The sequence below is a fragment of the Stenotrophomonas sp. STEN013 genome (assembly GCF_056760355.1).
On the sequence record NZ_JBRREO010000002.1, the window covers coordinates 60,985 to 85,913 of the forward strand.

A 24,929-nucleotide genomic window follows, 5' to 3' on the forward strand; every position below is an offset into this window, starting at 1 on the left:
ACTGGGTCCCGGGCACCAACTGGTGCCACTGTGGCGCTTTGAGCGCCGCTTCAACCCGAAGGCCGCCGAAAGGCGGCGTTCGGCCATTCCGAAATACGAAGAATCTGAGAGGCTCCCTGTGGCCCGCACTACTCCCATCGAGCGTTACCGTAACTTCGGCATCATGGCCCACATCGATGCCGGCAAGACCACCACGTCCGAGCGCATCCTGTTCTACACCGGCAAGAACCACAAGCTGGGCGAGACGCACGATGGCTCCGCCACCATGGACTGGATGGAGCAGGAACAGGAGCGTGGCATCACGATCCAGTCCGCTGCGACCACCGCGTTCTGGAAGGGCATGGACAAGTCCCTGCCTGAGCACCGCTTCAACATCATCGACACCCCCGGGCACGTCGACTTCACCATCGAAGTGGAGCGCTCGCTGCGCGTGCTCGATGGTGCCGTGTTCGTGCTGTGTGCCGTCGGTGGCGTGCAGCCGCAGTCGGAAACCGTGTGGCGCCAGGCCAACAAGTATCAGGTTCCGCGCATTGCGTTCGTCAACAAGATGGACCGCACCGGTGCCAACTTCTTCAAGGTCCGCGACCAGCTGAAGGCCAAGCTCGGCGCCGTTGCCGTGCCGATGCAGCTGCCGATCGGCGCTGAGGAAGGCTTCAAGGGCGTGGTCGACCTGCTCAAGATGAAGGCGATCCACTGGGATGAAGCGTCCCAGGGCATGAAGTTCGAGTACGCCGAAATTCCGGCCGAGCTGCAGGCGCCGGCCGAAGAGGCCCGCAACTTCATGGTGGAAACCGCCGCTGAAGCCAGCGAAGAGCTGATGGAGAAGTACCTCGGTGGCGAAGAGCTGTCCGAGGCCGAGATCATTGGCGCGCTGCGTACCCGTACGCTGGCCACCGAGATCGTGCCGATGTACTGCGGCTCGGCGTTCAAGAACAAGGGCGTGCAGGCCATGCTCGACGGCGTCATCCAGCTGCTGCCGTCGCCGGTGGACGTGCCGGACGTCAAGGGCGTGGACGTCGACGACGAAACTAAGGAAATGACCCGCAAGTCCGACGACAAGGCTCCGTTCTCGTCGCTGGCGTTCAAGATCATCACCGACCCGTTCGTCGGCGCGCTGACCTTCTTCCGTGTCTACTCCGGCACCCTGAACGGTGGCGACACCGTGCTGAACTCGGTGAAGAACAAGAAGGAGCGTATCGGCCGCATCCTGCAGATGCACTCCAACAACCGCGAGGAAATCAAGGAAGTGTTGGCCGGTGACATCGCCGCTGCCGTGGGTCTGAAGGACACCACGACCGGTGATACCCTGTGCTCGATCGATGCACCGATCGTGCTTGAGCGCATGACCTTCCCGGAGCCGGTCATCTCGATGGCTGTCGAGCCGAAGACCAAGACCGACCAGGAAAAAATGGGTCTGGCCCTGGGCCGTCTGGCGCAGGAAGATCCGTCGTTCCGCGTCAAGACCGACGAAGAATCCGGCCAGACCATCATCTCGGGCATGGGCGAGCTGCACCTGGACATCATCGTTGACCGCCTCAAGCGCGAGTTCAACGTTGAAGCCAACGTCGGCAAGCCGCAGGTGGCCTACCGTGAAACCATCCAGGCCTCTGACGTCAAGTCCGATTACAAGCACGCCAAGCAGTCCGGTGGTAAGGGCCAGTACGGTCACGTTGTGATCGAGCTGTCGCCGATCACCGCTGAAGACCGCGCCGATCCGAAGATCGCTCCGCTGATCAAGGACGATTTCCTGTTCATCAATGACATCACCGGCGGCGTGATCCCGAAGGAATTCATTCCTTCCGTGGAAAAGGGCCTGCGCGAAACCATCACCAGCGGTCCGCTGGCTGGCTTCCCGGTGGTGGATGTCAAGGTCAAGCTGGTGTTCGGCTCGTACCACGACGTCGACTCCTCGGAAATGGCGTTCAAGCTCGCTTCGTCGATGGCCTTCAAGCAGGGCTTCGCCAAGGCCAAGCCGGTGCTGCTGGAGCCGATCATGAAGGTCGAGATCGTGACCCCGGAGGATTACCAGGGCGACGTGATGGGCGACGTGAGCCGCCGTCGTGGCGTGCTGCAGGGCTCGGGCACCACCGGTGACGGTTCGGCCAGCATCATCAATGCGATGATCCCGCTGGGCGAAATGTTCGGTTACGCCACCGCGCTGCGTTCGCAGACCCAGGGTCGCGCAACCTTCACGATGGAATTCGACCATTACGAGCCGGCGCCGAACAACATCGCCGAAACCGTCATCAAGAAGGGCTGAGCCTCGCTCAGCTTCTTCTGACCCCAATTACGAACTATTTAAGGTAGAACAAAAATGGCAAAGGGTAAGTTCGAACGTACCAAGCCGCACGTCAACGTCGGCACCATCGGTCACGTCGACCATGGCAAGACCACGCTGACCGCTGCGCTGACCAAGATTGGCGCTGAGCGCTTCGGCGGCGAATTCCACGCGTACGACGCGATCGACAAGGCGCCGGAAGAGAAGGCCCGCGGTATCACGATTTCGACCTCGCACGTCGAATACGAATCCGCCACCCGTCACTACGCCCACGTGGATTGCCCGGGTCACGCCGACTACGTCAAGAACATGATCACCGGTGCCGCCCAGATGGACGGCGCGATCCTGGTGTGCTCGGCCGCTGACGGCCCGATGCCGCAGACCCGCGAGCACATCCTGCTGTCGCGTCAGGTCGGCGTGCCGTACATCGTCGTGTTCCTGAACAAGGCCGACATGGTGGACGACGCCGAGCTGCTGGAACTGGTCGAAATGGAAGTGCGCGAGCTGCTGTCCAAGTACGACTTCCCGGGCGATGACACCCCGATCGTGTCCGGTTCGGCTCGTCTGGCGCTGGAAGGCGACCAGTCCGAGATCGGCGTGCCGGCCATCCTGAAGCTGGTCGATGCACTGGACAGCTGGATCCCGACCCCGGAGCGTGACGTCGACAAGCCGTTCCTGATGCCGGTGGAAGACGTGTTCTCGATCTCGGGCCGCGGCACCGTGGTGACCGGTCGTATCGAGCGTGGCGTGATCAAGGTCGGTGAGGAAATCGAGATCGTCGGTATCCGTCCGACCGTCAAGACCACCGTCACCGGCGTGGAAATGTTCCGCAAGCTGCTGGACCAGGGTCAGGCAGGTGACAACGCCGGTCTGCTGCTGCGTGGCACCAAGCGTGATGACGTCGAGCGTGGCCAGGTGCTGGCCAAGCCGGGCTCGATCACCCCGCACACCCAGTTCGAAGCCGAAGTGTACGTGCTGTCGAAGGACGAGGGTGGCCGTCATACCCCGTTCTTCAAGGGCTACCGTCCGCAGTTCTACTTCCGTACCACCGACATCACCGGCGCTTGCGAGCTGCCGGAAGGCGTCGAGATGGTGATGCCGGGTGACAACGTGAAGATGTCCGTCACCCTGATCAATCCGGTGGCCATGGACGAAGGTCTGCGCTTCGCGATTCGCGAAGGCGGCCGTACCGTCGGCGCCGGCGTGGTCTCCAAGATCACCAAGTAATAGCCCGGTTCGAGCACCTTCTTCAAAGAGGTGCTTCAGGCGGGATGTCATCGGGAAGGGCAGCCTCTGGGCTGCCCTTCTTCGTTTGCTTGCCTGCAATAAGGTGTTCGGGTGGTTTCGGTCGCCGGCGGGATGGCGGAAAAGCCGCGTCCGTGCGTCTGTTTGTTGCCTGTCGTCGGAGTATTCACGGTGACTGGGCCAGGGGTGTCGGGGCTGTGTGCATGCGCGGACTCCGGTGCCGAATATGGCTGTTGCGGGGTGGCCGTGCCGGTATCTGGTGCAGGGCTGCTCCTGGGGAGAGGAAGTGAAGTACGGATTTGGACAATGGCGCGGGCGTATCGCCCTTGCGTTGGTGATGTTGCTGGCCGCAGGTATGGGGCAGGCCGCTGCGCCTTCGCCGCGCGAGCATTTTGGATTCGATATCGGCGATGACTACATGCTCGCCAACTACACGCAGACGGAGGCGTATTTCCGCAAAGTGGCGGCCGCTTCCGACCGGTTCGTGCTGCAGGAGCTGGGCAAGACTTCGGAAGGGCGATCCCAGTTGATGCTGGTGGCATCGTCGCCGGCCAATCTCGCCCGCCTGGAGGAATATCGGGCGCTGTCCGGACGCATGGCGCGGGCACGGGATGACGAGGCCACCGCGCGGGCGCTGGCGGCGCAGGGCAAGGCGGTGGTGTGGATCGATGGCGGCCTGCATGCCAACGAGACGGTCGGCGCCCACCAGCTGATCGAGACGGTCTGGCAGCTGGCCAGCCGCGACGATGCCGAAACCCGGCGCATTCTGGAGGACACCATCATCCTGCTGGTGCATGCCAACCCGGACGGGCAGGAGCTGTATGCGGACTGGTACATGCGGGAGCCGGTGCCCGAGAAGCGGGTGCTCGACAAGCCGCCGCGGCTGTACCAGAAGTACGCCGGGCACGACAACAACCGTGACTTCTACATGGCGGCGTTGCAGGAAACGCGCAACCTGAATCGGGCGATGTACACCCGCTGGTATCCGCAGATTGTCTACAACCACCACCAGACCTCGCCCAAGGGCACGGTGATCGTGATCCCGCCCTATCGCGATCCGTACAACTACAACATCGACGCGATGATTCCGGTCGGGCTGGAGGCGCTGGGGTCGGCGATGAACCTGCGCTACCTCCAGGAGAGCAAGCCGGGTGCGGTTTCTAAGCGTGGCAGCGTGTACTCGACGTGGTGGAACGGCGGCCTGCGCACAATGCCGTACTTCCACAACATGATGGGCGTGCTGACCGAGATCACCGGCAACCCGACGCCGATGCAGATCCCGTTCATTCCGGAGCGCCAGTTGCCAGACAGCAATCTGCCCGCGCCGGTGGCGGCCCAGACCTGGCATTTCCGCCAGTCCATCGATTACAGCCTGACGGCCAACTGGGCGCTGCTGGATTACGCTTCGCGCAATCGTGAACAGCTGTTGTTGAACATCTACCGCATGGGGCGCAACTCGATCGAGCGGGGCAGCCGCGACACCTGGACGCCAAGTCCGACAGCTCTGGCGCAGGCGAAGCAGGCGGTGGAAAAAGCGGGCAGGGACAAGGGCGCGTTGGCCGCGGCGCAGGTGCAGCAACTGCTGCGCCAGCCCGATCAGCGTGATGCGCGTGGCTATATCATCCCGGCCGACCAGGCGGATTTCCCGACCGCGGTGAAGTTCGTCGATGCCTTGCAGCTGGGCGGTGTGGAGGTGATGCGCGCCTCGCGTGAGTTCACGGTCGCAGGCAAAAAATACCCGGCCGGTTCCTTCGTGGTGCGTGGCGATCAGGCTTTCCGCCCGCACGTGCGGGACATGTTCGAACCGCAGGATCATCCCCACGATTTCGAATATGACGGTGGTCCGCCGATCGCGCCGTATGACTCGGCGGGGTGGACGCTGGCCTACCAGATGGGGGTGAGGTTTGATCGGGTCATGGACGGCTTTACCGGCCCGTTCCAGGCGCTGCCGATCGGGCAGCTTCAAGCGCCTGTTGACTTGCCTGTGGCACATTCCTCGCGCGGTTATTTGCTGGATGCGCGGGTCAATGACAGCGTGCTGGTGGTCAATCGCCTGCTCAGGGAGGGGGTTGAGGTCCGGCGGTTGCCAGGGCGGGACGGTGCCTTCTTCCTGCCTGCGGTGCCTGTGCCGCAGCTCGAGCGGGCGCTGCGCGGCACGGGTGTTCGCGCGGTGGTGCCCAAGGGGCGGGTGGAGGCGGGCGAAGTGGTGCACGCGCCGCGCATCGCGCTGTGGGATCACTACGGCGGTTCGATGGTGTCCGGATGGACGCGCCTGGTGCTGGAGAATTTCGGCTTCGACTACGAGGTGGTGTATCCGCAGCAGATCCTCAAGGGCGGGCTGCGTGAGCGGTTCGACGTGATGATCCTGCCCAGTGGAGCACTGCCGTTGCCGGAGGCGCTGGCAATCGAGGGCAAGGCTGGCAGGGTGCCGGCTTCCCCGGATCCGGCGACGATTCCTGACCAGTACCATCCGCTGCTCGGCGAGCTGACGGCGCAAAAGGTGGTGCCGGTGCTGCGCGGGTTTCTCGAGTCCGGCGGACATGTGGTGGCGACCGGGTCTTCCAGCGGGCTGGCGCTGGCGCTGGGGTTGCCGCTGCAAAGCCATCTGCGTACGCCGGCGGCTGAGGGCGGGATGCGCGCGCTCGGTCAGCGCGAGTACTACATCCCGGGCAGTGTGCTGCAGGTCGCGGTGGACAAGTCCAGTCCGTTGAGCTGGGGCTTGCCGTCGGAGCTGGATGTGTATTTCTCCGATGGTCGCTGGGACAATGCACCGGTATTCGAGTTGCCGGCGGGGCGGGCGGACATCCGGCCGCTGCTGAGCTTTGCCGGTCCGGCTCCGCTGCGTTCCGGCTGGGCCTGGGGGCAAGAGCATCTGCAGGGCGGGGTGCTGGCGGCCGAGGCGGATATCGGTACGGGACGGCTGACCTTTGTCGGCACCGACATCACGTTCCGCGCGCAGACCCATGGCTCGTTCAAGTTGCTGTTCAATGGCCTGCTGCGCGCAGGTGGATCGGACGCGGCGCAGAACTGAGATCCGCTCCCGGTCCGGGCCGCCGTTGCGCGGCCTGGGCCAGCTCCGGGGGCGCGAGGCGTCTTCCTGAACAGGCAGTCTGTCTGTCTATTGGCTGAAGCCTCTGTGCGGCGGTTGCAGGGTGGCTTGCGGTGGCTGGCAATAACTGACAGAATGCACGACCACTCGCGAAGGTGCGCATCAGTGCAGCTTCGCAACCAGCGAAAAGAGGTGCAGGAAGCGCCTCGTGTTCGCCAGGCTAAGGACAGGTCGCGTGGATCGCTCCGGCATAGCCGGAGGGGTGTTGCGCGTTTGTTTGTGTCTGGGGCGGGCCGGGAAACCGGGCCGCCTTCCTTGTATCGAAAGGATTCGCGCGACGGAGGGTGCTTCGGCGCTTTTTGTCGTATTCATGGGGTTCGGCACACTCAGGGGCCGGACCTGTCGCTCTTTAGACCTATAGGAACACCGTCATGGCGGACCAAAAGATCCGGATTCGGTTGAAGGCGTTCGATCATCGTTTGATCGACCGTTCGGCCAGCGAGATCGTTGAAACGGCAAAGCGGACCGGCGCGCAAGTGCGTGGCCCGATCCCCCTGCCGACCAAGATCGAGCGTTACACCATCCTCGTTTCCCCGCACGTCGACAAGGACGCGCGTGACCAGTACGAGACCCGCACGCACAAGCGCGTGCTTGACATCGTCGACCCCAACGACAAGACCGTGGACGCGCTGATGAAGCTCGAACTGGCTGCCGGCGTCGACGTGCAGATCAAGTTGACCTGAGGACTACGACCATGACGAAGAAATATTCGTTGGGCTTCGTGGGCCGCAAGGCTGGCATGAGCCGCGTTTTCACTGAAGATGGCCAGTCCATCCCGGTGACCCTGATTGAAGCAACCCCGAACCGCATCGCGCAGATCAAGACCGTCGAAACCGACGGCTACAGCGCCGTGCAGGTGACCGTCGGCGCCCGTCGCGCTGCGCTGGTCAACAAGCCGGAAGCCGGCCACTTCGCCAAGGCGAAGGTGGAAGCGGGCCGTGGCCTGTGGGAATTCCGCGTTGAAGACACACAGATCGGCGATTTCGCCGTCGGTGGCGAAGTCAAGGCGGACATCTTCGAAGTTGGCCAGAAGGTCGACGTCCAGGGTGTCACCAAGGGTAAGGGCTTCCAGGGCACCATCAAGCGCCACAACTTCCGTATGGGCGATGCAACCCACGGTAACTCGCTGTCGCATCGCGCGCCGGGTTCGCTGGGTCAGCGCCAGACCCCGGGTCGCGTTTTCCCGGGCAAGAAGATGTCCGGCCACATGGGTGCTGTGCAGCAGAGCACGCAGAACCTGGAAGTGGTCAAGGTCGACGTCGAGCGTGGTCTGATCGCCATTCGCGGCGCCGTGCCTGGCGCAGCCGGTGGTGACGTGATCGTGCGTCCGGCTAGCAAGGCATAAGGAGAGATGACGATGGAACTCGTTATCACGGGTAGCAACAACAAGGTCTCGGTCTCCGACGCCGTGTTCGGTCGCGATTTCAGCGAAGATCTGGTTCACCAGGTCGTCGTTGCTTACCGCAACGCCGCTCGCGCCGGCACCAAGGCTCAGAAAACGCGTTCGGAAGTGAACGGCACGACCAAGAAGTCGAAGAAGCAGAAGGGCGGCGGTGCGCGTCATGGCGCGCTGACGGCTCCGATCTTCGTCGGCGGTGGCGTGACGTTTGCCGCAAAGCCGCGTTCGTTCGACCAGAAGGTCAATCGCAAGCAGTACCGTGCCGCCATGTGCGCGATCCTGTCCGAGCTGAACCGTCAGGGTCGCATCACCGTCGTCGAATCCTTCGACGTCGATGCTGTCAAGACCAAGGCGCTCATCGAGAAGCTGGCGGGTCTGTCGGTGGGCAAGCGCCCGCTGATCGTGACCGAAGACGCTTCCGAGTCGCTGTACCTGTCGGCCCGCAATCTGCCGTACGTGCAGGTGCGTGACGTGCAGGGTCTGGATCCGGTGGCTCTGGTCGGTGCCGACACGGTCGTCATCACCGCTGACGCGGTCAAGAAGGTCGAGGAGTGGCTGGCATGAGCAGCAACGAAAAAATCTTCAGCGTGCTGCGTGCTCCGCGAGTCTCCGAGAAGACCGCGCGCCTGCAGGAACTTTCCAACCAGTATGTCTTCGAGATTTCGAGCGAAGCCACCAAAGCCGATGTAAAGGCCGCGGTTGAGCAGCTGTTCGACGTCAAGGTCGAGGCCGTCAACGTGCTGAACGTCAAGGGCAAGAGCAAGTCCTTCCGTAATCGCGCTGGCCGCCGTGGCGATTGGCGCAAGGCGTACGTGCGTCTGGCCGATGGCCAGTCCATCGATGTAACGGCCAAGGCCTGAGGTACATCCCATGCCATTGATGAAATTCAAGCCCACCTCCGCAGGCCGTCGTTCGGCCGTGCGCGTGGTCACGCCCGATCTGCACAAGGGCGCACCGCACGCAGCGTTGCTGGAGCCGCAGAGCAAGTCCGGTGGTCGTAACCACCACGGTCGCATCACCACCCGTCACGTGGGTGGTGGTCACAAGCAGCACTACCGTCTGATCGACTTCAAGCGCAACAAGGAAGGTATTCCGGCGCGCGTGGAACGTATCGAATACGATCCGAACCGCACCGCCCATATCGCCCTGCTGTGCTATGTCGACGGCGAACGTCGCTACATCATCGCCCCCAAGGGCCTGAAGGCGGGTGACCAGGTCATCTCCGGTGCACACGCGCCGATCAAGACCGGTAACACCCTGCCGCTGCGCAACATCCCGGTGGGTACCACCATTCACGGGATCGAGCTGAAGCCGGGCAAGGGCGCCCAGATCGCCCGTGCCGCCGGTGCAGCCGTGCAGCTGGTCGCTCGTGAAGGTATCTACGCCACCCTGCGTCTGCGCTCGGGTGAAATGCGTAAGGTGCCGGTCGAATGCCGCGCCACCATCGGTGAAGTCGGTAATGACGAGCACAACCTGGAAAAGCTGGGCAAGGCTGGTGCCAAGCGCTGGCGTGGCGTGAAGCCGACCGTTCGTGGTGCTGCCATGAACCCGGTGGATCACCCGCATGGTGGTGGTGAGGCCAAGGCCGGTCAGGGTAATCCGCATCCGGTCACCCCGTGGGGTGTTCCGACCAAGGGTTACAAGACGCGCCATAACAAGCGCACTCAGCAGTTCATCGTCCGCGATCGTAGGGGCTAATCGACCATGGCACGTTCACTCAAGAAGGGCCCGTTCGTCGATCACCACCTCATCAAGAAGGTGGAGGCCGCTGCGGGCAGCAAGAAGCCGATCAAAACCTGGTCGCGCCGTTCGATGATCCTGCCGGAAATGGTAGGCGTCACCATCGCCGTTCATAACGGCAAGAACCACGTTCCGGTGCTGGTCAACGAGAACATGGTCGGCCACAAGCTCGGCGAATTTGCCGTCACCCGGACCTTCAAGGGTCACGGTGGCGACAAGAAGTCGGGCAAGTAAGGAGAGATGACAATGGAAGCGAAAGCAATCCTGCGCTCCGCGCGCATCTCTGCGCAGAAAGCCCGTCTGGTCGCTGACCAGGTGCGCGGTCTGCCGGCCGAGCGTGCGGTCAACCTGCTGAAGTTCTCGGACAAGAAGGCTGCCCACCTGATCAAGAAGGTGGTGGAGTCGGCTATTGCCAATGCCGAGAACAACCAGGGCGCTGACGTCGACGAGCTGAAGGTCAAGACCATCATGGTTGATGAAGGTCCGACCCTGAAGCGTTTCATGGCGCGGGCGAAAGGCCGCGGTACCCGCATCCTCAAGCGCACCAGCCACATCACTGTGGTTGTGGGCGCCGGCAAGTAAGCGGAAAGGAAAAGACCATGGGTCATAAAGTTCATCCGATTGGTATCCGCCTCGGTATTTCCAAGGATTGGAACTCCAAGTGGTACGCCAACAAGGCCGAGTTTGCTGGTTACCTGGCAGCCGACCTGAAAGTCCGTGAGATGCTGCGCAAGAAGCTTGCTCAGGCCGGCATCAGCAAGATCCTGATCGAGCGTCCGGCAAAGACCGCTCGCGTGACGATCCACACCGCCCGTCCGGGCGTGGTGATCGGCAAGCGTGGTGAGGACATCGAGAAGCTGCGCAAGGAAGTGAGTGAGATGATGGGCGTTCCGGCGCACATCAACGTCACTGAAGTGCGCAAGCCGGAGTTGGATGCACAGCTGGTTGCCGAGTCGATCGCGCAGCAGCTGGAGCGTCGCATCATGTTCCGCCGCGCAATGAAGCGCTCGGTCGGCAACGCGATGCGTCTGGGTGCCCTGGGCATCAAGGTCAACGTCGGCGGCCGCTTGAACGGCGCTGAAATCGCCCGTTCGGAGTGGTACCGCGAAGGCCGCGTGCCGTTGCACACCCTGCGTGCGGATATCGACTACGGTTTCGCTGAAGCCAGCACCACCTACGGCATCATCGGCATCAAGGTCTGGATCTACAAGGGCGAGGTCTTTGATTTCTCCCAGGTTGGCCAGGAAAAGCAGGACGACAGCCCGCGCAACGATCGTAACGATCGCGGCGACCGTGGTGACCGTCCGTCGCGCCCGGCTCGTGAAGCGAGGTAACGGCAATGTTGCAACCCAAGCGAACCAAATACCGCAAGATGTTCAAAGGTCGTAACGACGGCCTGAGCTGGAGCGCAAATGCCGTCAGCTTTGGCGAGTACGGCCTGAAGGCAACCGCTCACGGTCAGCTGACCGCGCGTCAGATCGAAGCGGCCCGCCGCTCGATCAGCCGCTACGTCAAGCGCGGCGGCAAGATGTGGATCCGCGTGTTCCCCGACAAGCCCATCACCAAGAAGCCCATCGAAGTCCGAATGGGTGCTGGTAAGGGTGGCGTGGAATACTGGGTCGCGCAGATCCAGCCCGGCCGCATGATCTATGAAATCGAGGGCGTTTCCGAGGAAGTGGCACGCGAGGCGTTCCGCCTGGCCGCTGCCAAGCTCTCGGTCACCACCACTTTCGTGACCCGGACGGTGCGCTGATGGACATCAAACAACTCCGCGAGAAGTCGGCTGACGAACTCAAGGCCCACCTGACCGACCTGCGTAAGGAGCAGTTCTCGCTCCGTATGCAGCAGGTCACCGGCCAGCTGCCGAAGACCCACGAAACCCGCCGGGTGCGCCGCGAGATCGCTCGCGTCAAGCACCTGATCGGCAGCACGAAGTAAGGATGGCTGCTATGAGCGAAAATAACGCAAGCAAGACGCTGCGCACGGTCGAAGGCCGTGTCGTCAGCAACAAGATGGACAAGACGGTCACCGTGTTGGTGGAGCGCCAGGTCAAGCACGCCCTGTACGGCAAGTACATCAAGCGCTCGACCAAGCTGCATGCACACGACGCCGAGAACACCTGCAATGAAGGTGATTTCGTGCGTGTGACCGAGATTGCTCCGCTGTCCAAGACCAAGAACTGGCGTGTGGTGGAAATCATCACCCGCGCAGCGAAATAAGGAGCCTGAATCATGATTCAGATGCAGAGCTACCTCGACGTCGCTGACAACTCTGGTGCCAAGGAAGTGATGTGCATCAAGGTGTTGGGCGGCTCGAAGCGCCGTTACGCACACATCGGTGACATCATCAAGGTCACCGTGAAGGATGCGATTCCGCGCGGTAAGGTCAAGAAGGGTGAAGTGTATGACGCAGTCGTGGTGCGTACCCGCAAGGGTGTGCGTCGCGCTGACGGTTCGCTGATCCGCTTCGATGGCAATGCCGCGGTCCTGCTGAACAACAAGCAAGAGCCGATCGGCACCCGCATCTTCGGGCCGGTGACCCGTGAACTTCGTTCTGAGAAGTTCATGAAGATCGTCTCGCTCGCTCCCGAAGTTCTGTGAGCGCCAGGAGATAATCATGGCTAACCGTATCAAGAAGGGCGACCAGGTCGTCGTCAACACCGGCAAGGACAAGGGCAAGCAGGGCGAAGTCGTCCGCGTCGACGGCGATCGTGTGATCGTCGCCAACGTGAATATCGTCAAGCGCCACACCAAGCCGAATCCGCAGGCAGGCGTTGCCGGCGGCGTGGTCGAGCGTGAAGCGTCGATCCATATCTCCAACGTCAATGTTCTGAACCCGGCAACGGGCAAGGGCGAGCGCGTTGGCTTCAAGGTGCTGGAGGATGGACGCAAACTGCGTGTGTTCCGCTCCAGCGGTGAGGCGCTTGACGCCTGAGGAATGATCGAATGAATTCCCGTCTCGAAAAGTTTTACAAAGACGAAGTTGTGCCGGCGCTGACCAAGCAGTTCGGCTACAAGAACCCGATGGAAGTGCCGAAGCTCGTCAAGATCACCCTGAACATGGGTGTGGGCGAAGCGGCTACCAACAAGAAGGTTCTGGAAAACGCCGTCGCGGATATGACCAAGATCACCGGTCAGAAGCCGATCGTCACCAAGTCGCGTGTTTCGGTGGCATCGTTCAAGATCCGTGATGGCTGGCCGATCGGCTGCAAGGTCACGCTGCGTCGTGACACCATGTTTGAGTTCCTGGATCGTCTGATCAACATCTCGCTGCCGCGCGTGCGTGACTTCCGCGGCGTGTCGGGTCGTTCGTTCGACGGTCGTGGCAACTACAACATGGGTGTGAAGGAACAGATCATCTTCCCGGAAATCGACTTCGACGCCGTCGATGCGATCCGCGGTATGGATATCGCCATCACCACCACTGCCAAGACCGACGCGGAAGCCAAGGCGCTGCTCGCAGCGTTCAAGTTCCCGTTCCGTAACTGATTCGTCGAGGATACCGAAATGGCAAAGACCTCCATGGTCAACCGCGACATCAAGCGGAAAAAGCTGGCTGAAAAGTACGCTGAAAAGCGTGCGGCTCTGAAGAAGATCGTGTCCTCGGTGGACGCGACCTACGAAGAGAAGATCGAGGCCTCGACGAAGTTGTCCAAGCTGCCGCGCGATTCGTCGCCGTGCCGCCACCGCAACCGTTGCGAGCTGTCCGGTCGTTCGCGTGGCGTGTACAGCAAGTTCGGCCTCGGCCGTAACAAGCTGCGCGAAGCCACCATGCGCGGCGATGTGCCGGGCCTGCGCAAGGCCAGCTGGTAAGAAATTCCGGCCGGGCCGCAAGGTCCGGCCGGAGCATCGGCAGGGCAACCTGAAGGTGACTCAAAAAGTCCGACGCCAGTCGGACTTTTTGTCGTATAATCCCGCTCCTTGCCTGTCCGAAACCGGCTGGCTGGTGTGGTAGGGGCCCTGGCCCATCCCAGGAAAACACGAGATTTTCGCGAAAGCGGATATCGGTGCACTCAAAGGTATCTACATGAGCATGACTGATCCCATCGCCGACCTGCTGGTACGCATCAAGAATGCGGCCGCGGTTGGCAAGCAGACGGTGAAAGCCCCGTCGTCCAAGGTCAAGGTGGCCATTGCCCAGGTCCTGAAGGACGAGGGTTACATCACTGACCTGCGCGTGACCAACACCGAAAACAACAAGGCCGAGCTTGAAATCGTCCTGAAGTATTTCGAGGGCAAGCCGGTCATCGCGACCCTGAAGCGCTTCTCGCGTTCGGGTCTGCGCCAGTACCGTGGCAAGTCTGAACTGCCGAAGGTCCTCAACGGCCTGGGCGTCGCCATCATTTCCACCTCCAAGGGCATCATGACTGATGCGCAGGCGCGCCAGTTGGGCGTCGGCGGCGAAGTCCTGTGCTTCGTGGCCTAAGGGAAGGAGTCCACTATGTCCCGCGTAGCCAAGAAGCCGATCAACCTGCCCAAGGGCGTTGAACTGACCATCCAGCCGGAAGTTGTGACCGTGAAGGGCCCGAAGGGCGTCCTGTCGCTGAACAAGGCCGCTGGCGTTGAAATCACTCTCGACAATGGCGTTGCCACGCTGAGCCCGAAGGACATCTCCTTCGACGCGCTGACCGGCACCGTCCGTTCGATCCTGGCCAACATGGTCCAGGGCGTGTCCGAAGGCTTCGAAAAGAAGCTGGAGCTGGTGGGTGTGGGTTACCGCGCCGCCATGCAGGGCAAGGACCTGAACCTGTCGCTGGGCTTCTCCCACCCTGTCGTGTTCGTGGCGCCGGAAGGCATCACCCTGTCGACCCCGACCCAGACCGAAATTCTGGTCCAGGGTTCGGACAAGCAGGTTGTCGGTGAAGTCGCCGCCAAGATCCGCGGTTACCGTCCGCCGGAGCCCTACAAGGGCAAGGGTGTGAAGTACGCCGGTGAAGTCATCATTCGCAAGGAAGCCAAGAAGGCCTAATTCCTAGGTTTTCAGCTTTCGAGGATAAAGAACATGAACAAGAACATTGCACGTCTGCGTCGCGCCAAGTCGACCCGCTCGCACATCCGCACCCTGGGTGTGGCGCGCCTGTCGGTCCTGCGCACCGGCCAGCACCTGTATGCACAGGTCTTCACCGCCGATGGCTCCAAGGTGCTGGCTGCTGCCAACACCGCCCAGGCCGAAGTCATGGAAGGCCTGAAGAACGGCAAGAACTGCGACGCAGCTGCCAAGGTCGGCAAGATGATTGCCGAGCGCGCCAAGGCTGCCGGTATCGAAAAGGTCGCGTTCGACCGTTCTGGTTACCGCTACCACGGCCGCATCAAGGCCCTGGCCGATGCAGCCCGCGAAGGCGGCCTGCAGTTCTAAGGGATCGGGAAAGGGGCCGTTGGCCCCTTTCCGCCTGCCTGCCGGTACGGGCTGTGCCGGGCGTCTCCGCTCTTATGCAGCGGCCGACGAGTGAACGTTTCGTCCCACAACTATAAGCGGCTTCGAGCCGTACATAATCCACACAACAAGGAATAGAAATGGCTGAAGAACGTCAGTCGCGGGGTCGCGATCGCGATCGCAACCGCGAAGAAAAAGTCGACGATGGCATGATCGAAAAGCTGGTCGCGGTCAATCGCGTCAGCAAGACCGTCAAGGGTGGTCGTCAGTTCACCTTCACCGCACTGACCGTGGTCGGTGATGGTGCAGGCAAGGTCGGTTTCGGCTACGGCAAGGCGCGCGAAGTGCCGGTCGCCATCCAGAAGTCGATGGAGCAGGCCCGCAAGAACCAGATCAGCGTTGATCTGAACAACGGCACGCTGTGGCACACCGTCAAGGACGGCCACGGTGCGGCTCGCGTGTTCATGCAGCCGGCTTCGGAAGGTACCGGCGTGATTGCCGGCGGCGCGATGCGCGCTGTGCTGGAAGCGGTTGGCGTGAAGGACGTGCTGGCCAAGGCGGTGGGTTCGCGCAACCCGATCAACCTGGTTCGCGCCACGCTGAAGGGTCTGGCAGGCGTGCAGTCGCCGGCTCGCATTGCGGCCAAGCGCGGCAAGAAGGTGGAGGATCTCAACCATGGCTGATCAGAACGTCAAGACCGTGAAGGTGCGCCTGGTGCGTGGCCTGCGTGGAACCCAGTCGCGTCACCGCCTGTCGGTGCGTGCCCTGGGCCTGAACAAGCTCAATGATGTGCGTGAACTGAAGGACAGCCCGCAGGTTCGCGGCCTGATCAACAAGGTTCAGTACCTCGTCCAGGTTGAGGAGTAATTGACCATGACTTTGCGTCTTAATGAACTGAGCCCGGTTGAGGGCGCGCGTACCGAGCGCAAGCGCGTCGGTCGTGGCATCGGCTCCGGCCTGGGCAAGACCTGTGGCCGCGGCCACAAGGGTTCGTTCGCCCGTTCGGGCAAGGGCAAGATCAAGGCCGGCTTCGAAGGCGGTCAGACCCCGATGCAGCGTCGTCTGCCGAAGATCGGCTTCGTTTCCCGTACGGCCAAGGACACCGCTGAAGTGCTGTCCTACCATCTGGACCGTCTGGAAGCTGGCGAGATCGATTTTGCGGCACTGCGTGCTGCCAAGCTCGTCCCGTCCACTGCCAAGAAGGCCAAGATCGTCCTGAAGGGCGAGCTGAGCAAGGCGTTCACCCTGAAGGGTGTTGCGGCAACTGCCGGCGCCAAGGCTGCGATCGAAGCTGCCGGCGGCAGCGTACAGGAGTAACTGGAACATGGCGCAAGCTGGCATCGGTAACCTCGCGGGCGGGATGGGCAAGTTCACGGAACTTCGCCAGCGTCTTCTGTTCGTACTCGGGGCATTGCTCGTCTATCGCATTGGCTGTTATGTGCCGGTGCCGGGCGTCAATCCCGATGCCATGCTTGCGCTGATGCAGGCGCAGGGCGGCGGAATCGTGGACATGTTCAACATGTTCTCGGGCGGCGCCCTGCACCGTTTCAGCATCTTCGCGTTGAACGTGATGCCGTATATCTCGGCATCCATCGTGATGCAGCTGGCGGTCCACATCTTCCCGGCCCTGAAGGCCATGCAAAAGGAAGGTGAGTCCGGTCGTCGCAAGATCACGCAGTATTCGCGCATCGGCGCGGTGCTCCTGGCGGTGGTGCAGGGCGGCAGTATCGCGCTGGCATTGCAGAACCAGGTGTCGCCGGGCGGTGCTCCGGTGGTGTACGCACCGGGCATGGGGTTCGTGCTCACCGCTGTGGTCGCACTCACGGCCGGCACCATCTTCCTGATGTGGGTGGGTGAGCAGGTCACCGAGCGGGGTATCGGCAACGGTGTGTCGCTGATCATCTTCGCCGGTATCGTCGCGGGCCTTCCGGCGGCGGTGATCCAGACCGTCGAGGCCTATCGCGATGGCAACATGAGCTTCATTTCGCTGTTGCTGATTGTGCTGGTGGTGCTGGCGTTCACCTACTTCGTGGTGTTCGTCGAGCGCGGCCAGCGCCGCATCACTGTCAATTACGCCCGCCGTCAGGGTGGCCGTAACGCCTACATGAACCAGACCTCGTTCCTGCCGTTGAAGCTGAACATGGCGGGTGTGATTCCGGCGATCTTCGCTTCCAGCATCCTGGCTTTCCCGGCCACGCTGGCGATGTGGTCCGGCCAGGCCAGCTCGGCCACTTGGCTGCAGAAAGTGGCCAATGCGCTGGGTCCGGGCGAGCCGCTGCACATGATCGTGTTCGCTGCACTGATCACCGGTTTCGCGTTTTTCTATACCGCGCTGGTGTTCAACTCGCAGGAAACCGCTGACAACCTGAAGAAGTCGGGCGCTCTGATTCCGGGTATCCGTCCGGGCAAGGCAACGGCCGACTATATCGATGGTGTGTTGACGCGCCTGACGGCGGCCGGCTCGGCCTACCTGGTCATCGTCTGCCTGTTGCCGGAAATCATGCGCACCCAGCTCAACGCCTCGTTCTACTTCGGTGGCACCTCGCTGCTGATCGTGGTGGTGGTGGTGATGGACTTCATTGCGCAGATCCAGGCGCATCTGATGTCTCACCAGTACGAGAGCCTGTTGAAGAAGGCCAACCTGAAGGGCGGCAACCGCGGCGGTTTTGCGCGCGGCTGATTCACCCGGTATACTTTCCGCTTCATAGCGAGAAGATCCCCTCCGGTTCCCGTTGGGGTCTTCAAGACAGAAGGGCGGCCCCCGCAGCGGTCTCGGGTGGGGGTGTGATGTGGTGGTTCTGCGCAGGAGTAGCGCGGGCGGCAGAGGTGGTATCACTTTGCCAAGCACATCCGGCGCCGGAGCGTGGGCACACTCCCCACGCCGGGTCTGTGGAACCTTCGGGTTATGCGGACCTCAAAGCAAACCGAGGCCTTGTTAGATCGCTAATTAACTTTTTTGATCCATCCTGCCGGATTGGCGCGCCTGTTGGTGCGCATTCGGCCATCACTCAGCTGGAGAACCGCGTCATGGCGCGTATTGCAGGCGTCAACCTGCCAGCCCAGAAGCACGTCTGGGTCGGGTTGCAAAGCATTTACGGCATCGGCCGTACCCGTTCGAAGAAGGTTTGCGAAGCCGCAAACGTTGCTTCGACCACCAAGATCCGCGAACTGTCCGAGCCGGAAATCGAGCGTCTCCGCGCCGAAGTCGGCAAGTACATCGTGGAAGGCGACCTGCGTCGCGAAATCGGTATCGCAATCAAGCGCCTGATGGACCTGGGCTGCTATCGCGGCCTGCGTCACCGTCGCGGTCTGCCGCTGCGTGGCCAGCGTACCCGTACCAACGCCCGCACCCGCAAGGGTCCGCGCAAGGCGATCAGGAAGTAAGGGACCTAAATAATGGCTAAGCCCGCTGCTGCAAAAACCAAGAAGAAGATCAAGCGCGTCGTCACTGACGGCGTCGCCCACGTCCACGCTTCGTTCAACAACACCATCGTGACCATCACCGACCGCCAGGGCAATGCGCTGTCTTGGGCCACCTCCGGTGGCGCTGGCTTCCGTGGTTCGCGCAAGTCGACTCCGTTCGCTGCCCAGGTTGCCGCCGAAAAGGCTGGCAAGGCTGCGCTGGATTACGGCCTGAAGTCGCTGGAAGTCCGCATCAAGGGTCCGGGTCCGGGCCGTGAGTCGGCCGTACGTTCGTTGAACAACGTCGGCTACAAGATCACCAACATCATCGACGTGACGCCAATCCCGCACAACGGGTGCCGTCCGCCGAAGAAGCGTCGCGTCTAAGGGAGCGATAAGAAATGGCTCGTTATATCGGTCCCACCTGTAAGCTCGCCCGCCGCGAAGGCGCCGACCTCTCTCTGAAGAGCCCGGCCCGCGCGTTGGATTCCAAGTGCAAGCTGGAGCAGAAGCCCGGCCAGCACGGCGCTACCGCCCGCAAGGGCAAGCTGTCCGACTACGCCACCCAGCTGCGTGAAAAGCAGAAGGTCAAGCGTATCTACGGTCTGCTGGAGCGTCAGTTCCGCAACTACTACAAGAAGGCCTCGACCAAGAAGGGCAACACCGGCGAGAACCTCTTGCAGCTGTTGGAAACCCGTCTGGACAACGTCGTCTACCGCATGGGCTTCGCAGTGACCCGTCCGGCTGCCCGTCAGCTGGTCTCGCACCGCGGTGTCACGGTCAATGGCAAGTCGGTGAATCTGGCTTCGTACCAGGTCAAGGCTGGCGATGCCGTTGCGCTGTCGGAAAAGGCTGCCAAGCAGCTGCGCGTTCAGGAAGCCCTGACCGTTGCCGCCCAGCACGACCTGCGTCCGTCGTGGGTTGAGGTTGATTCGGGCAAGTTCGCTGGCATCTTCAAGGCCGTGCCGGATCGCGCCGATCTGCCTGCGGATATCAACGAAGCGCTGATCGTCGAGTTGTATTCGAAGTAATTCACAATGGAGAACCTCCGGGTTGCACCGGAGGTTCGCAGGAGAACCCGCAACATGACGGTTACCGCAAACCAGGTTCTGCGTCCTCGTGGCCCGCAGATCGAACGCCTTACCGACACCCGCGCCAAGGTCGTTATCGAACCCTTGGAGCGTGGTTACGGGCATACGCTGGGCAACGCCCTGCGTCGCGTGCTGCTGTCGTCCATCCCGGGCTTCGCCATTACGGAAGTCGAGATCGACGGCGTGCTGCACGAATACACCACCCTTGAAGGTCTGCAGGAGGACGTGCTGGAAGTCCTGCTCAACCTGAAGGATGTGGCAGTCCGTATGCATACCGGCGACAGCGCCACCGTGACCCTGTCCAAGCAGGGCCCGGGCGTTGTTACCGCTGCCGACATCAAGGTCGACCACAACGTCGAAGTGATCAACGGCGACCATGTGATCTGCAACCTGACCAAGGATGCATCGATCAACATGCGTCTGAAGATCGAACGTGGCTTCGGCTACCAGCCGGCGGCCGCGCGTCGTCGTCCGGACGAAGAAACCCGTGCGATCGGCCGTCTGGTTCTGGACGCCTCGTTCTCGCCGGTTCGCCGCGTCGCCTATTCGGTGGAAGCGGCCCGTGTGGAACAGCGTACCGATCTGGACAAGCTGGTCATCGAGATCGAAACCAACGGCACGATCGATGCCGAGGAAGCTGTCCGCACCGCGGCCGACATCCTCAGCGATCAGCTGTCGGTGTTCGGTGACTTCACCCACCGCGACCGCGGTGCAGCCAAGCCGGCCAACAACGGCGTGGATCCGGTGCTGCTGCGCCCGATCGACGATCTGGAGCTGACCGTGCGTTCGGCCAACTGCCTGAAGGCCGAGAGCATCTACTACATCGGTGATCTGATCCAGAAGACCGAAGTGGAGCTGCTCAAGACCCCGAACCTCGGCAAGAAGTCGCTGACCGAGATCAAGGAAGTACTGGCCCAGCGTGGTCTGTCCCTTGGCATGAAGCTGGAAAACTGGCCGCCGGCCGGTGTTTCCCAGCACGGCATGCTCGGCTGAGAGTAAAATCCATTCCCCCGCATGGGTAACCATGTGGGGGAATGTTGTCTGCAGTACCCGCGTTGACCGGTGCAGATGCCGGCACGCAGGTCGTCCAGGACGGACGACCAGGACCATCCGCAGTCCACAGTTTCAACGCCTGGATGGCGACAGCGAAGTTCAACGATCCATCATTAACCAAGGAATACACCCATGCGTCACATGAAGTCGGGCCGCAAGTTCAACCGCACCAGCGCCCACCGCGAAGCGATGTTCAAGAACATGGCTGCGTCGCTGTTCAAGCACGAGCTGATCAAGACCACCCTGCCGAAGGCCAAGGAACTGCGCCGCGTCGCCGAGCCGCTGATCACCCTGGCCAAGGTCGACTCGGTCGCCAACCGCCGTCTGGCGTTCGCCCGTCTGCGTGACAAGGAAGCCGTCGGCAACCTGTTTACCATCCTGGGCCCGCGCTACGCCAACCGTCCGGGCGGCTACCTGCGTCTGCTGAAGTGCGGTTTCCGTGCTGGCGACAACGCACCGATGGCCTATGTCGAACTGGTGGACCGTCCGGCTGTTGTGGCCGAGGAAGTCGCCGAGTAATCGGCGCACTCGCCAAGCGACGGATCCTGCGGAAGCCCGGCCTATGCCGGGCTTCTTGCTTTTGCGTACCCGGCATCTGCAAGACGGCTGCCGGAAGGCATGGGGGCTGCTACTCTTGCGACCTTATTTGTAAGGGGGTTGCCGATGAATCCGTTGCGTTGGAATTTCCGTGCGCAGTGCCTGCTGGGTTTTTTGATCTGTGCCGGGTTGCTGGCCTTTGCGATCTACATGCAGATCCAGATGGGGCTGGAGCCATGCCCGCTGTGCATCTACCAGCGCATCGCCTTCGCCTCGGTTGGCGTCTTGTTCCTGCTCGGCGCGCTGCACGGTCCTTCCAGCCGCGCTGGCCGCGCCGGTTATGGCGTGTTGACCCTGATCGCGGCAGGCGTGGGGGCCGGCATCGCCGGGCGCCACGTCTATGTGCAGTTGCTGCCGAAGGACCTCGGCAGCAGCTGTGGCCCGCCGTTGAGCTTCCTGAGCGAGACCATGGGGCCGTTCGAGGTGTTCCGTACGGTGCTTACCGGCACCGGTGATTGCGGCAACATCGACTGGCAGTTCCTGGGCCTGACCATGCCGATGTGGAGTCTGGTGTGGTTCGTGTTGCTGGGGCTGTGGGCCCTGTATGCCGGCTTGCGCCGGGTGGCGCGCTGATCGCCGCGTCGTTTTCTTTCTTCCTCTCTTGCCGGTAATTGCATGAACCAGTCTGCGCCTTCTGTTGCTTATCCTGTTCCAGATCCGGGCTGGGCGCCGTCGAGCTGGCGTGGCAAGCCGGGACTGCAGATGCCGACCTATCCCGATCCGGTGGCGTTGGAAGCGGCGCTGGGTCAATTGCGGCAGCTGCCGCCGCTGGTCACCTCCTGGGAGATCTTCGCGCTCAAGCAGCAGCTGGCCGAGGCGCAGGAGGGCAAACGCTTCCTGCTCCAGGGCGGGGATTGCGCCGAGAATTTCGCCGATTGCGAATCGGCCACAATCTCCAACCGGCTCAAGGTGCTGCTGCAGATGAGTCTGGTGCTGGTGCATGGGCTGCGCAAGCCGGTGATCCGCGTCGGCCGCTTTGCCGGGCAGTACGCCAAGCCGCGCTCGGCCGATACTGAAACCCGCGACGGCGTGACCCTGCCCAGCTACCGCGGCGATGTGATCAACGCCCCGGAGTTCACTGAGGCGGCGCGTGTTCCCGACCCGCAACGGATGATCACCGCGCATTCGCGTTCGGCGCTGACGATGAACTTCGTACGGGCGCTGATCGATGGCGGCTTCGCCGATCTGCATCACCCCGAGTACTGGAACCTGGGCTGGGTGGGCTGCTCGCCGCTAGCGGCCGAGTACCAGAAGATGGTGGGCTCCATTGGCGATGCGGTGCGTTTCATGGAGACGCTGGCTGGCGCGCCCGTTCACAACCTCAACCGGGTGGACTTCTACACCTCGCATGAGGCGCTGTTGTTGCCCTATGAGGAGTCGCTGACCCGCCAGGTGCCGCGCCAGCACGGCCACTTCAACCTGAGCACGCATTACCCGTGGATCGGCATGCGTACGGCGGCGCTGGATGGCGCGCATGTGGAATACCTGCGCGGCGTGCGCAATCCGATCGCGATCAAGGTCGGGCCATCGGTGCAGCAGGACCAGTTGCTGCGGCTGATGGATGTGCTCAATCCGGATGACGAGCCGGGCCGGCTGAGTTTCATCCACCGCATGGGGGCGGCGCAGATCGCCGAGAAGCTGCCGCCGTTGCTCGATGCGGTCAGGCGCGACGGGCGTCGGGTGTTGTGGGTCTGCGATGCGATGCACGGCAATACCGAAAGCACCAGCAACGGCTACAAGACCCGCCGCTTCGACAATATCCGCAGCGAGGTGGAATTGGCCTTCGATCTGCATGCCGCAGCCGGCACCCGTCTGGGAGGCGTGCATCTGGAGCTGACCGGGGAGGATGTGACCGAGTGCACCGGCGGCGCACGCGAGTTGACCGAACGTGATTTGGAGCGTGCCTATCGCTCCACTGTCGATCCGCGGCTGAACTACGAACAGTCGCTGGAGATTGCCATGGCGATCGTGCGCAAGCAGGGGCAGTCCGCCCCGTGAGTGGCGCCCGTCGGACTCAGTGCCGGCGGGCCGGCGCAGCGGGGCTGGCGGAAAACGCCGGTGGCTGCCGGGCCTGGGTGAGCTGTTCATAGGCGTAGCCCAGCGCCAGCAGCCTGGGCTCGCTCCAGGCAGTTCCCATGAACAGCAGCCCCAGCGGCAGGCCATTGGCGTGCCCCATCGGCACGCTCAGGCTCGGATAGCCGGCCACGGCTGCGGCGCTGTAGCTGCCGCCGGGGAACGCATCGCCCTGGCCGGGCGTGGTCAGCCATGCGGTGCCGGTAGTCGGGGCGATCAGTGCATCCAGCCGGTCTGCCTGCAGGGCGGCATCGATCCCCTGCGGACCAGCAAGACGTCGTGCGCGGGTGCGGGCGGCGATATAGGCCGGATCGGTGAGGGGGCCCTGGCGGGCGGCCTGCTCCAGCAGATCCTGGTCGAAGTGCGCCATTTCGCGTGCGGCATGTTCGTGATTGAAGGCGATCAACTGTTCCAGCGTGCGGATCGGCGCCTTGGCGGTGCCAAGGTAACGCTCCAGCCCGGCCTTGAATTCATACAGCAGCAGGGTCTGCTCGTCCTGCTCCCACTGGCCCTCGGTAGGGATGCGGGTTTCGATGACCGTGGCACCGGCATCGCGCAGCGCGGCGATGGCCTGGGCGAACACTGCGGCGATCTCCGGCTGTTCGACCAGGGCGGGGCGCAGTACGCCGATGCGGGCTCCGCGCAGGGCGTCCGGGTGCAGGCGGGCGTGGTAGTCGTACACCGCCCGGCCGGGCATGGTAGCGGTCGCCGGGTCGGCGCCGTCACGGCCGGCCAGGATGCCCAGCAGGATGGCGCTGTCGGCGACGCTGCGGGTCATCGGGCCGGCGGTGTCCTGGCTGAAAGAGATCGGCACGATGCCGCCGCGGCTGACCAGTCCCACGGTCGGCTTGAGTCCGACGATCCCGTTCACTGCCGCCGGACAGGCGATGCTGCCGTCGGTTTCGGTGCCCACGGCCGCCACGGCCAGGTTGGCCGCCACCGCCACCGCGCTGCCGGCGCTGGAGCCGCAGGGATTGTGGCTCAGTGCGTAGGGGTTGCGGGTCTGGCCGCCTACCGCGCTCCAGCCGGAAGTGGAGCTGCTGGAGCGGAAGTTGGCCCATTCGCTGAGATTGGTCTTGCCCAGGATCACCGCGCCGGCCTCGCGCAGCCGCTGCACCACAAAGGCGTCCTCGTCGGGGTGGAATGAGCGCAGCGCCAATGAGCCGGCGGTGGTGGCCATTGGCGTGGCGTCGATATTGTCCTTGAGCAGGATCGGCAAGCCATGCAGGGGGCCGCGGATACGGCCGCTGCGCCGCTCGGCATCGCGCTGGGCAGCCTCGCGGCGGGCGGCGGGGTTGATCAGCAGTACCGAGCGCAGGCGTGGGCCGCTGCGGTCCAGGCTGGCGATCCGCTGCAGGTAGGCTTCGGTCAGGGTGACGCTGTCCAGCTCACCGCGGGCCATCAGCGCCTGCAGATCGTCGATGCGGGCTTCGGCATAGGCGAATGGCGCCACGGGGGCGTCGGCGGGTACTGGCGTGCGTGTGCAGGCGCTGCCCAGCAGCAGGGTCAGGGCGGTCAGCAGGAAGGGCTGGGAGCGGCGCGAGGGGGTGTCCATCTGCGCAGGCTAGC

33 protein-coding genes are annotated in these 24,929 nt (G+C 62.8%); 32 read left to right on the forward strand and 1 reads right to left on the reverse strand.

Going from position 1 to position 24,929, the window contains the following annotated elements:
• Positions 1 to 118: 118 nt before the first annotated feature.
• The 32 genes from fusA to ACVOMH_RS04515 all read left to right on the forward strand — a co-directional run bounded on the left by fusA (position 119) and on the right by ACVOMH_RS04515 (position 23,285).
• Positions 119 to 2,260 (forward strand): elongation factor G, encoded by a 2,142-nt coding sequence (gene fusA / locus ACVOMH_RS04360; RefSeq protein ID WP_057506326.1) that lies wholly within the window; start codon positions 119 to 121, stop codon positions 2,258 to 2,260.
• A gap of 54 nt (positions 2,261 to 2,314) precedes the next feature.
• Entirely contained in the window at positions 2,315 to 3,505 is a 1,191-nt protein-coding gene (tuf, locus tag ACVOMH_RS04365; protein WP_481522827.1) for an elongation factor Tu, read from the forward strand.
• Between the two features lie 244 nt (positions 3,506 to 3,749).
• Positions 3,750 to 6,554, forward strand: coding sequence for a M14 family metallopeptidase (locus ACVOMH_RS04370; protein WP_481551184.1), 2,805 nt, complete (start codon positions 3,750 to 3,752; stop codon positions 6,552 to 6,554).
• A gap of 449 nt (positions 6,555 to 7,003) precedes the next feature.
• Positions 7,004 to 7,315 (forward strand): 30S ribosomal protein S10, encoded by a 312-nt coding sequence (gene rpsJ / locus ACVOMH_RS04375; protein WP_010341589.1) that lies wholly within the window; start codon positions 7,004 to 7,006, stop codon positions 7,313 to 7,315.
• An 11-nt stretch (positions 7,316 to 7,326) separates the two neighbouring features.
• Positions 7,327 to 7,977, forward strand: a complete 651-nt coding sequence (rplC, locus tag ACVOMH_RS04380; RefSeq protein ID WP_481522831.1) for a 50S ribosomal protein L3 — start codon at positions 7,327 to 7,329, stop codon at positions 7,975 to 7,977.
• 12 nt (positions 7,978 to 7,989) lie between these two features.
• Positions 7,990 to 8,595 carry a 50S ribosomal protein L4 gene (rplD, locus tag ACVOMH_RS04385; RefSeq protein ID WP_054657239.1) on the forward strand — a complete coding sequence of 202 codons (606 nt, stop codon included), beginning with the start codon at positions 7,990 to 7,992 and terminating at the stop codon, positions 8,593 to 8,595.
• Positions 8,592 to 8,891 carry a 50S ribosomal protein L23 gene (gene rplW, locus ACVOMH_RS04390; RefSeq protein ID WP_054657193.1) on the forward strand — a complete coding sequence of 100 codons (300 nt, stop codon included), beginning with the start codon at positions 8,592 to 8,594 and terminating at the stop codon, positions 8,889 to 8,891. Before rplD ends, rplW begins: the two co-directional genes overlap by 4 nt.
• A 10-nt stretch (positions 8,892 to 8,901) precedes the next feature.
• Complete coding sequence (rplB, locus tag ACVOMH_RS04395; RefSeq protein ID WP_054657195.1) at positions 8,902 to 9,729, forward strand: 50S ribosomal protein L2; 828 nt, start codon at positions 8,902 to 8,904, stop codon at positions 9,727 to 9,729.
• A gap of 6 nt (positions 9,730 to 9,735) precedes the next feature.
• Positions 9,736 to 10,005 (forward strand): 30S ribosomal protein S19, encoded by a 270-nt coding sequence (rpsS, locus tag ACVOMH_RS04400; RefSeq protein ID WP_054657196.1) that lies wholly within the window; start codon positions 9,736 to 9,738, stop codon positions 10,003 to 10,005.
• 12 nt (positions 10,006 to 10,017) lie between these two features.
• Positions 10,018 to 10,353, forward strand: a complete 336-nt coding sequence (rplV, locus tag ACVOMH_RS04405; RefSeq protein WP_054657198.1) for a 50S ribosomal protein L22 — start codon at positions 10,018 to 10,020, stop codon at positions 10,351 to 10,353.
• A 17-nt stretch (positions 10,354 to 10,370) separates the two neighbouring features.
• The gene (gene rpsC / locus ACVOMH_RS04410) at positions 10,371 to 11,105 is read left to right on the forward strand and encodes a 30S ribosomal protein S3 (RefSeq protein ID WP_054657200.1); all 735 of its coding nucleotides are present in this window, start codon (positions 10,371 to 10,373) and stop codon (positions 11,103 to 11,105) included.
• Positions 11,106 to 11,110: 5 nt separating this feature from the next.
• Positions 11,111 to 11,524: a 50S ribosomal protein L16 gene (rplP, locus tag ACVOMH_RS04415; RefSeq protein WP_054657202.1), complete on the forward strand. Its 414-nt coding sequence runs from the start codon at positions 11,111 to 11,113 to the stop codon at positions 11,522 to 11,524.
• Positions 11,524 to 11,709, forward strand: a complete 186-nt coding sequence (gene rpmC / locus ACVOMH_RS04420; RefSeq protein ID WP_054657204.1) for a 50S ribosomal protein L29 — start codon at positions 11,524 to 11,526, stop codon at positions 11,707 to 11,709. Before rplP ends, rpmC begins: the two co-directional genes overlap by 1 nt.
• A gap of 11 nt (positions 11,710 to 11,720) precedes the next feature.
• Entirely contained in the window at positions 11,721 to 11,990 is a 270-nt protein-coding gene (gene rpsQ / locus ACVOMH_RS04425) for a 30S ribosomal protein S17 (RefSeq protein ID WP_054657206.1), read from the forward strand.
• A 12-nt stretch (positions 11,991 to 12,002) separates the two neighbouring features.
• Positions 12,003 to 12,371, forward strand: a complete 369-nt coding sequence (gene rplN, locus ACVOMH_RS04430) for a 50S ribosomal protein L14 (RefSeq protein WP_003479595.1) — start codon at positions 12,003 to 12,005, stop codon at positions 12,369 to 12,371.
• A gap of 16 nt (positions 12,372 to 12,387) precedes the next feature.
• Complete coding sequence (gene rplX / locus ACVOMH_RS04435; RefSeq protein WP_054657208.1) at positions 12,388 to 12,705, forward strand: 50S ribosomal protein L24; 318 nt, start codon at positions 12,388 to 12,390, stop codon at positions 12,703 to 12,705.
• An 11-nt stretch (positions 12,706 to 12,716) separates the two neighbouring features.
• A complete protein-coding gene (rplE, locus tag ACVOMH_RS04440) occupies positions 12,717 to 13,259 on the forward strand; it encodes a 50S ribosomal protein L5 (protein ID WP_054657210.1) in 543 nt (180 codons plus the stop codon).
• Between the two features lie 18 nt (positions 13,260 to 13,277).
• The gene (gene rpsN / locus ACVOMH_RS04445) at positions 13,278 to 13,583 is read left to right on the forward strand and encodes a 30S ribosomal protein S14 (RefSeq protein ID WP_057505880.1); all 306 of its coding nucleotides are present in this window, start codon (positions 13,278 to 13,280) and stop codon (positions 13,581 to 13,583) included.
• A gap of 214 nt (positions 13,584 to 13,797) precedes the next feature.
• Positions 13,798 to 14,196, forward strand: coding sequence for a 30S ribosomal protein S8 (gene rpsH / locus ACVOMH_RS04450; protein ID WP_054657212.1), 399 nt, complete (start codon positions 13,798 to 13,800; stop codon positions 14,194 to 14,196).
• Positions 14,197 to 14,211: 15 nt separating this feature from the next.
• Positions 14,212 to 14,739, forward strand: coding sequence for a 50S ribosomal protein L6 (gene rplF, locus ACVOMH_RS04455; protein ID WP_054657214.1), 528 nt, complete (start codon positions 14,212 to 14,214; stop codon positions 14,737 to 14,739).
• Between the two features lie 33 nt (positions 14,740 to 14,772).
• Complete coding sequence (gene rplR, locus ACVOMH_RS04460; RefSeq protein WP_054657216.1) at positions 14,773 to 15,126, forward strand: 50S ribosomal protein L18; 354 nt, start codon at positions 14,773 to 14,775, stop codon at positions 15,124 to 15,126.
• A gap of 158 nt (positions 15,127 to 15,284) precedes the next feature.
• Entirely contained in the window at positions 15,285 to 15,827 is a 543-nt protein-coding gene (gene rpsE, locus ACVOMH_RS04465; RefSeq protein ID WP_054657217.1) for a 30S ribosomal protein S5, read from the forward strand.
• Complete coding sequence (rpmD, locus tag ACVOMH_RS04470; protein WP_054657219.1) at positions 15,820 to 16,011, forward strand: 50S ribosomal protein L30; 192 nt, start codon at positions 15,820 to 15,822, stop codon at positions 16,009 to 16,011. The genes rpsE and rpmD overlap by 8 nt, the downstream gene beginning before the upstream one ends.
• A 6-nt stretch (positions 16,012 to 16,017) precedes the next feature.
• On the forward strand, positions 16,018 to 16,461 hold the full coding sequence (gene rplO / locus ACVOMH_RS04475; RefSeq protein ID WP_054657221.1) for a 50S ribosomal protein L15: 444 nt from the start codon (positions 16,018 to 16,020) through the stop codon (positions 16,459 to 16,461).
• A 7-nt stretch (positions 16,462 to 16,468) separates the two neighbouring features.
• Complete coding sequence (secY, locus tag ACVOMH_RS04480) at positions 16,469 to 17,824, forward strand: preprotein translocase subunit SecY (protein WP_054657223.1); 1,356 nt, start codon at positions 16,469 to 16,471, stop codon at positions 17,822 to 17,824.
• Positions 17,825 to 18,171: 347 nt separating this feature from the next.
• Positions 18,172 to 18,528, forward strand: a complete 357-nt coding sequence (gene rpsM, locus ACVOMH_RS04485; protein WP_057505879.1) for a 30S ribosomal protein S13 — start codon at positions 18,172 to 18,174, stop codon at positions 18,526 to 18,528.
• A gap of 12 nt (positions 18,529 to 18,540) precedes the next feature.
• Positions 18,541 to 18,933 carry a 30S ribosomal protein S11 gene (gene rpsK / locus ACVOMH_RS04490; RefSeq protein ID WP_054657227.1) on the forward strand — a complete coding sequence of 131 codons (393 nt, stop codon included), beginning with the start codon at positions 18,541 to 18,543 and terminating at the stop codon, positions 18,931 to 18,933.
• 14 nt (positions 18,934 to 18,947) lie between these two features.
• Entirely contained in the window at positions 18,948 to 19,577 is a 630-nt protein-coding gene (gene rpsD / locus ACVOMH_RS04495) for a 30S ribosomal protein S4 (protein WP_017355428.1), read from the forward strand.
• A 54-nt stretch (positions 19,578 to 19,631) separates the two neighbouring features.
• A complete protein-coding gene (locus ACVOMH_RS04500) occupies positions 19,632 to 20,630 on the forward strand; it encodes a DNA-directed RNA polymerase subunit alpha (RefSeq protein WP_054657229.1) in 999 nt (332 codons plus the stop codon).
• 192 nt (positions 20,631 to 20,822) lie between these two features.
• Positions 20,823 to 21,209 (forward strand): 50S ribosomal protein L17, encoded by a 387-nt coding sequence (gene rplQ / locus ACVOMH_RS04505; protein WP_054657231.1) that lies wholly within the window; start codon positions 20,823 to 20,825, stop codon positions 21,207 to 21,209.
• A gap of 144 nt (positions 21,210 to 21,353) precedes the next feature.
• Positions 21,354 to 21,860, forward strand: coding sequence for a disulfide bond formation protein B (locus tag ACVOMH_RS04510; RefSeq protein ID WP_481522833.1), 507 nt, complete (start codon positions 21,354 to 21,356; stop codon positions 21,858 to 21,860).
• 42 nt (positions 21,861 to 21,902) lie between these two features.
• Positions 21,903 to 23,285 carry a class II 3-deoxy-7-phosphoheptulonate synthase gene (locus tag ACVOMH_RS04515; RefSeq protein ID WP_481551185.1) on the forward strand — a complete coding sequence of 461 codons (1,383 nt, stop codon included), beginning with the start codon at positions 21,903 to 21,905 and terminating at the stop codon, positions 23,283 to 23,285.
• 16 nt (positions 23,286 to 23,301) lie between these two features.
• Here ACVOMH_RS04515 and ACVOMH_RS04520 read toward each other — a convergent pair whose 3' ends face one another.
• Complete coding sequence (locus ACVOMH_RS04520) at positions 23,302 to 24,915, reverse strand: amidase (RefSeq protein WP_481551186.1); 1,614 nt, start codon at positions 24,913 to 24,915, stop codon at positions 23,302 to 23,304.
• Between the last annotated feature and the right edge of the window lie 14 nt (positions 24,916 to 24,929).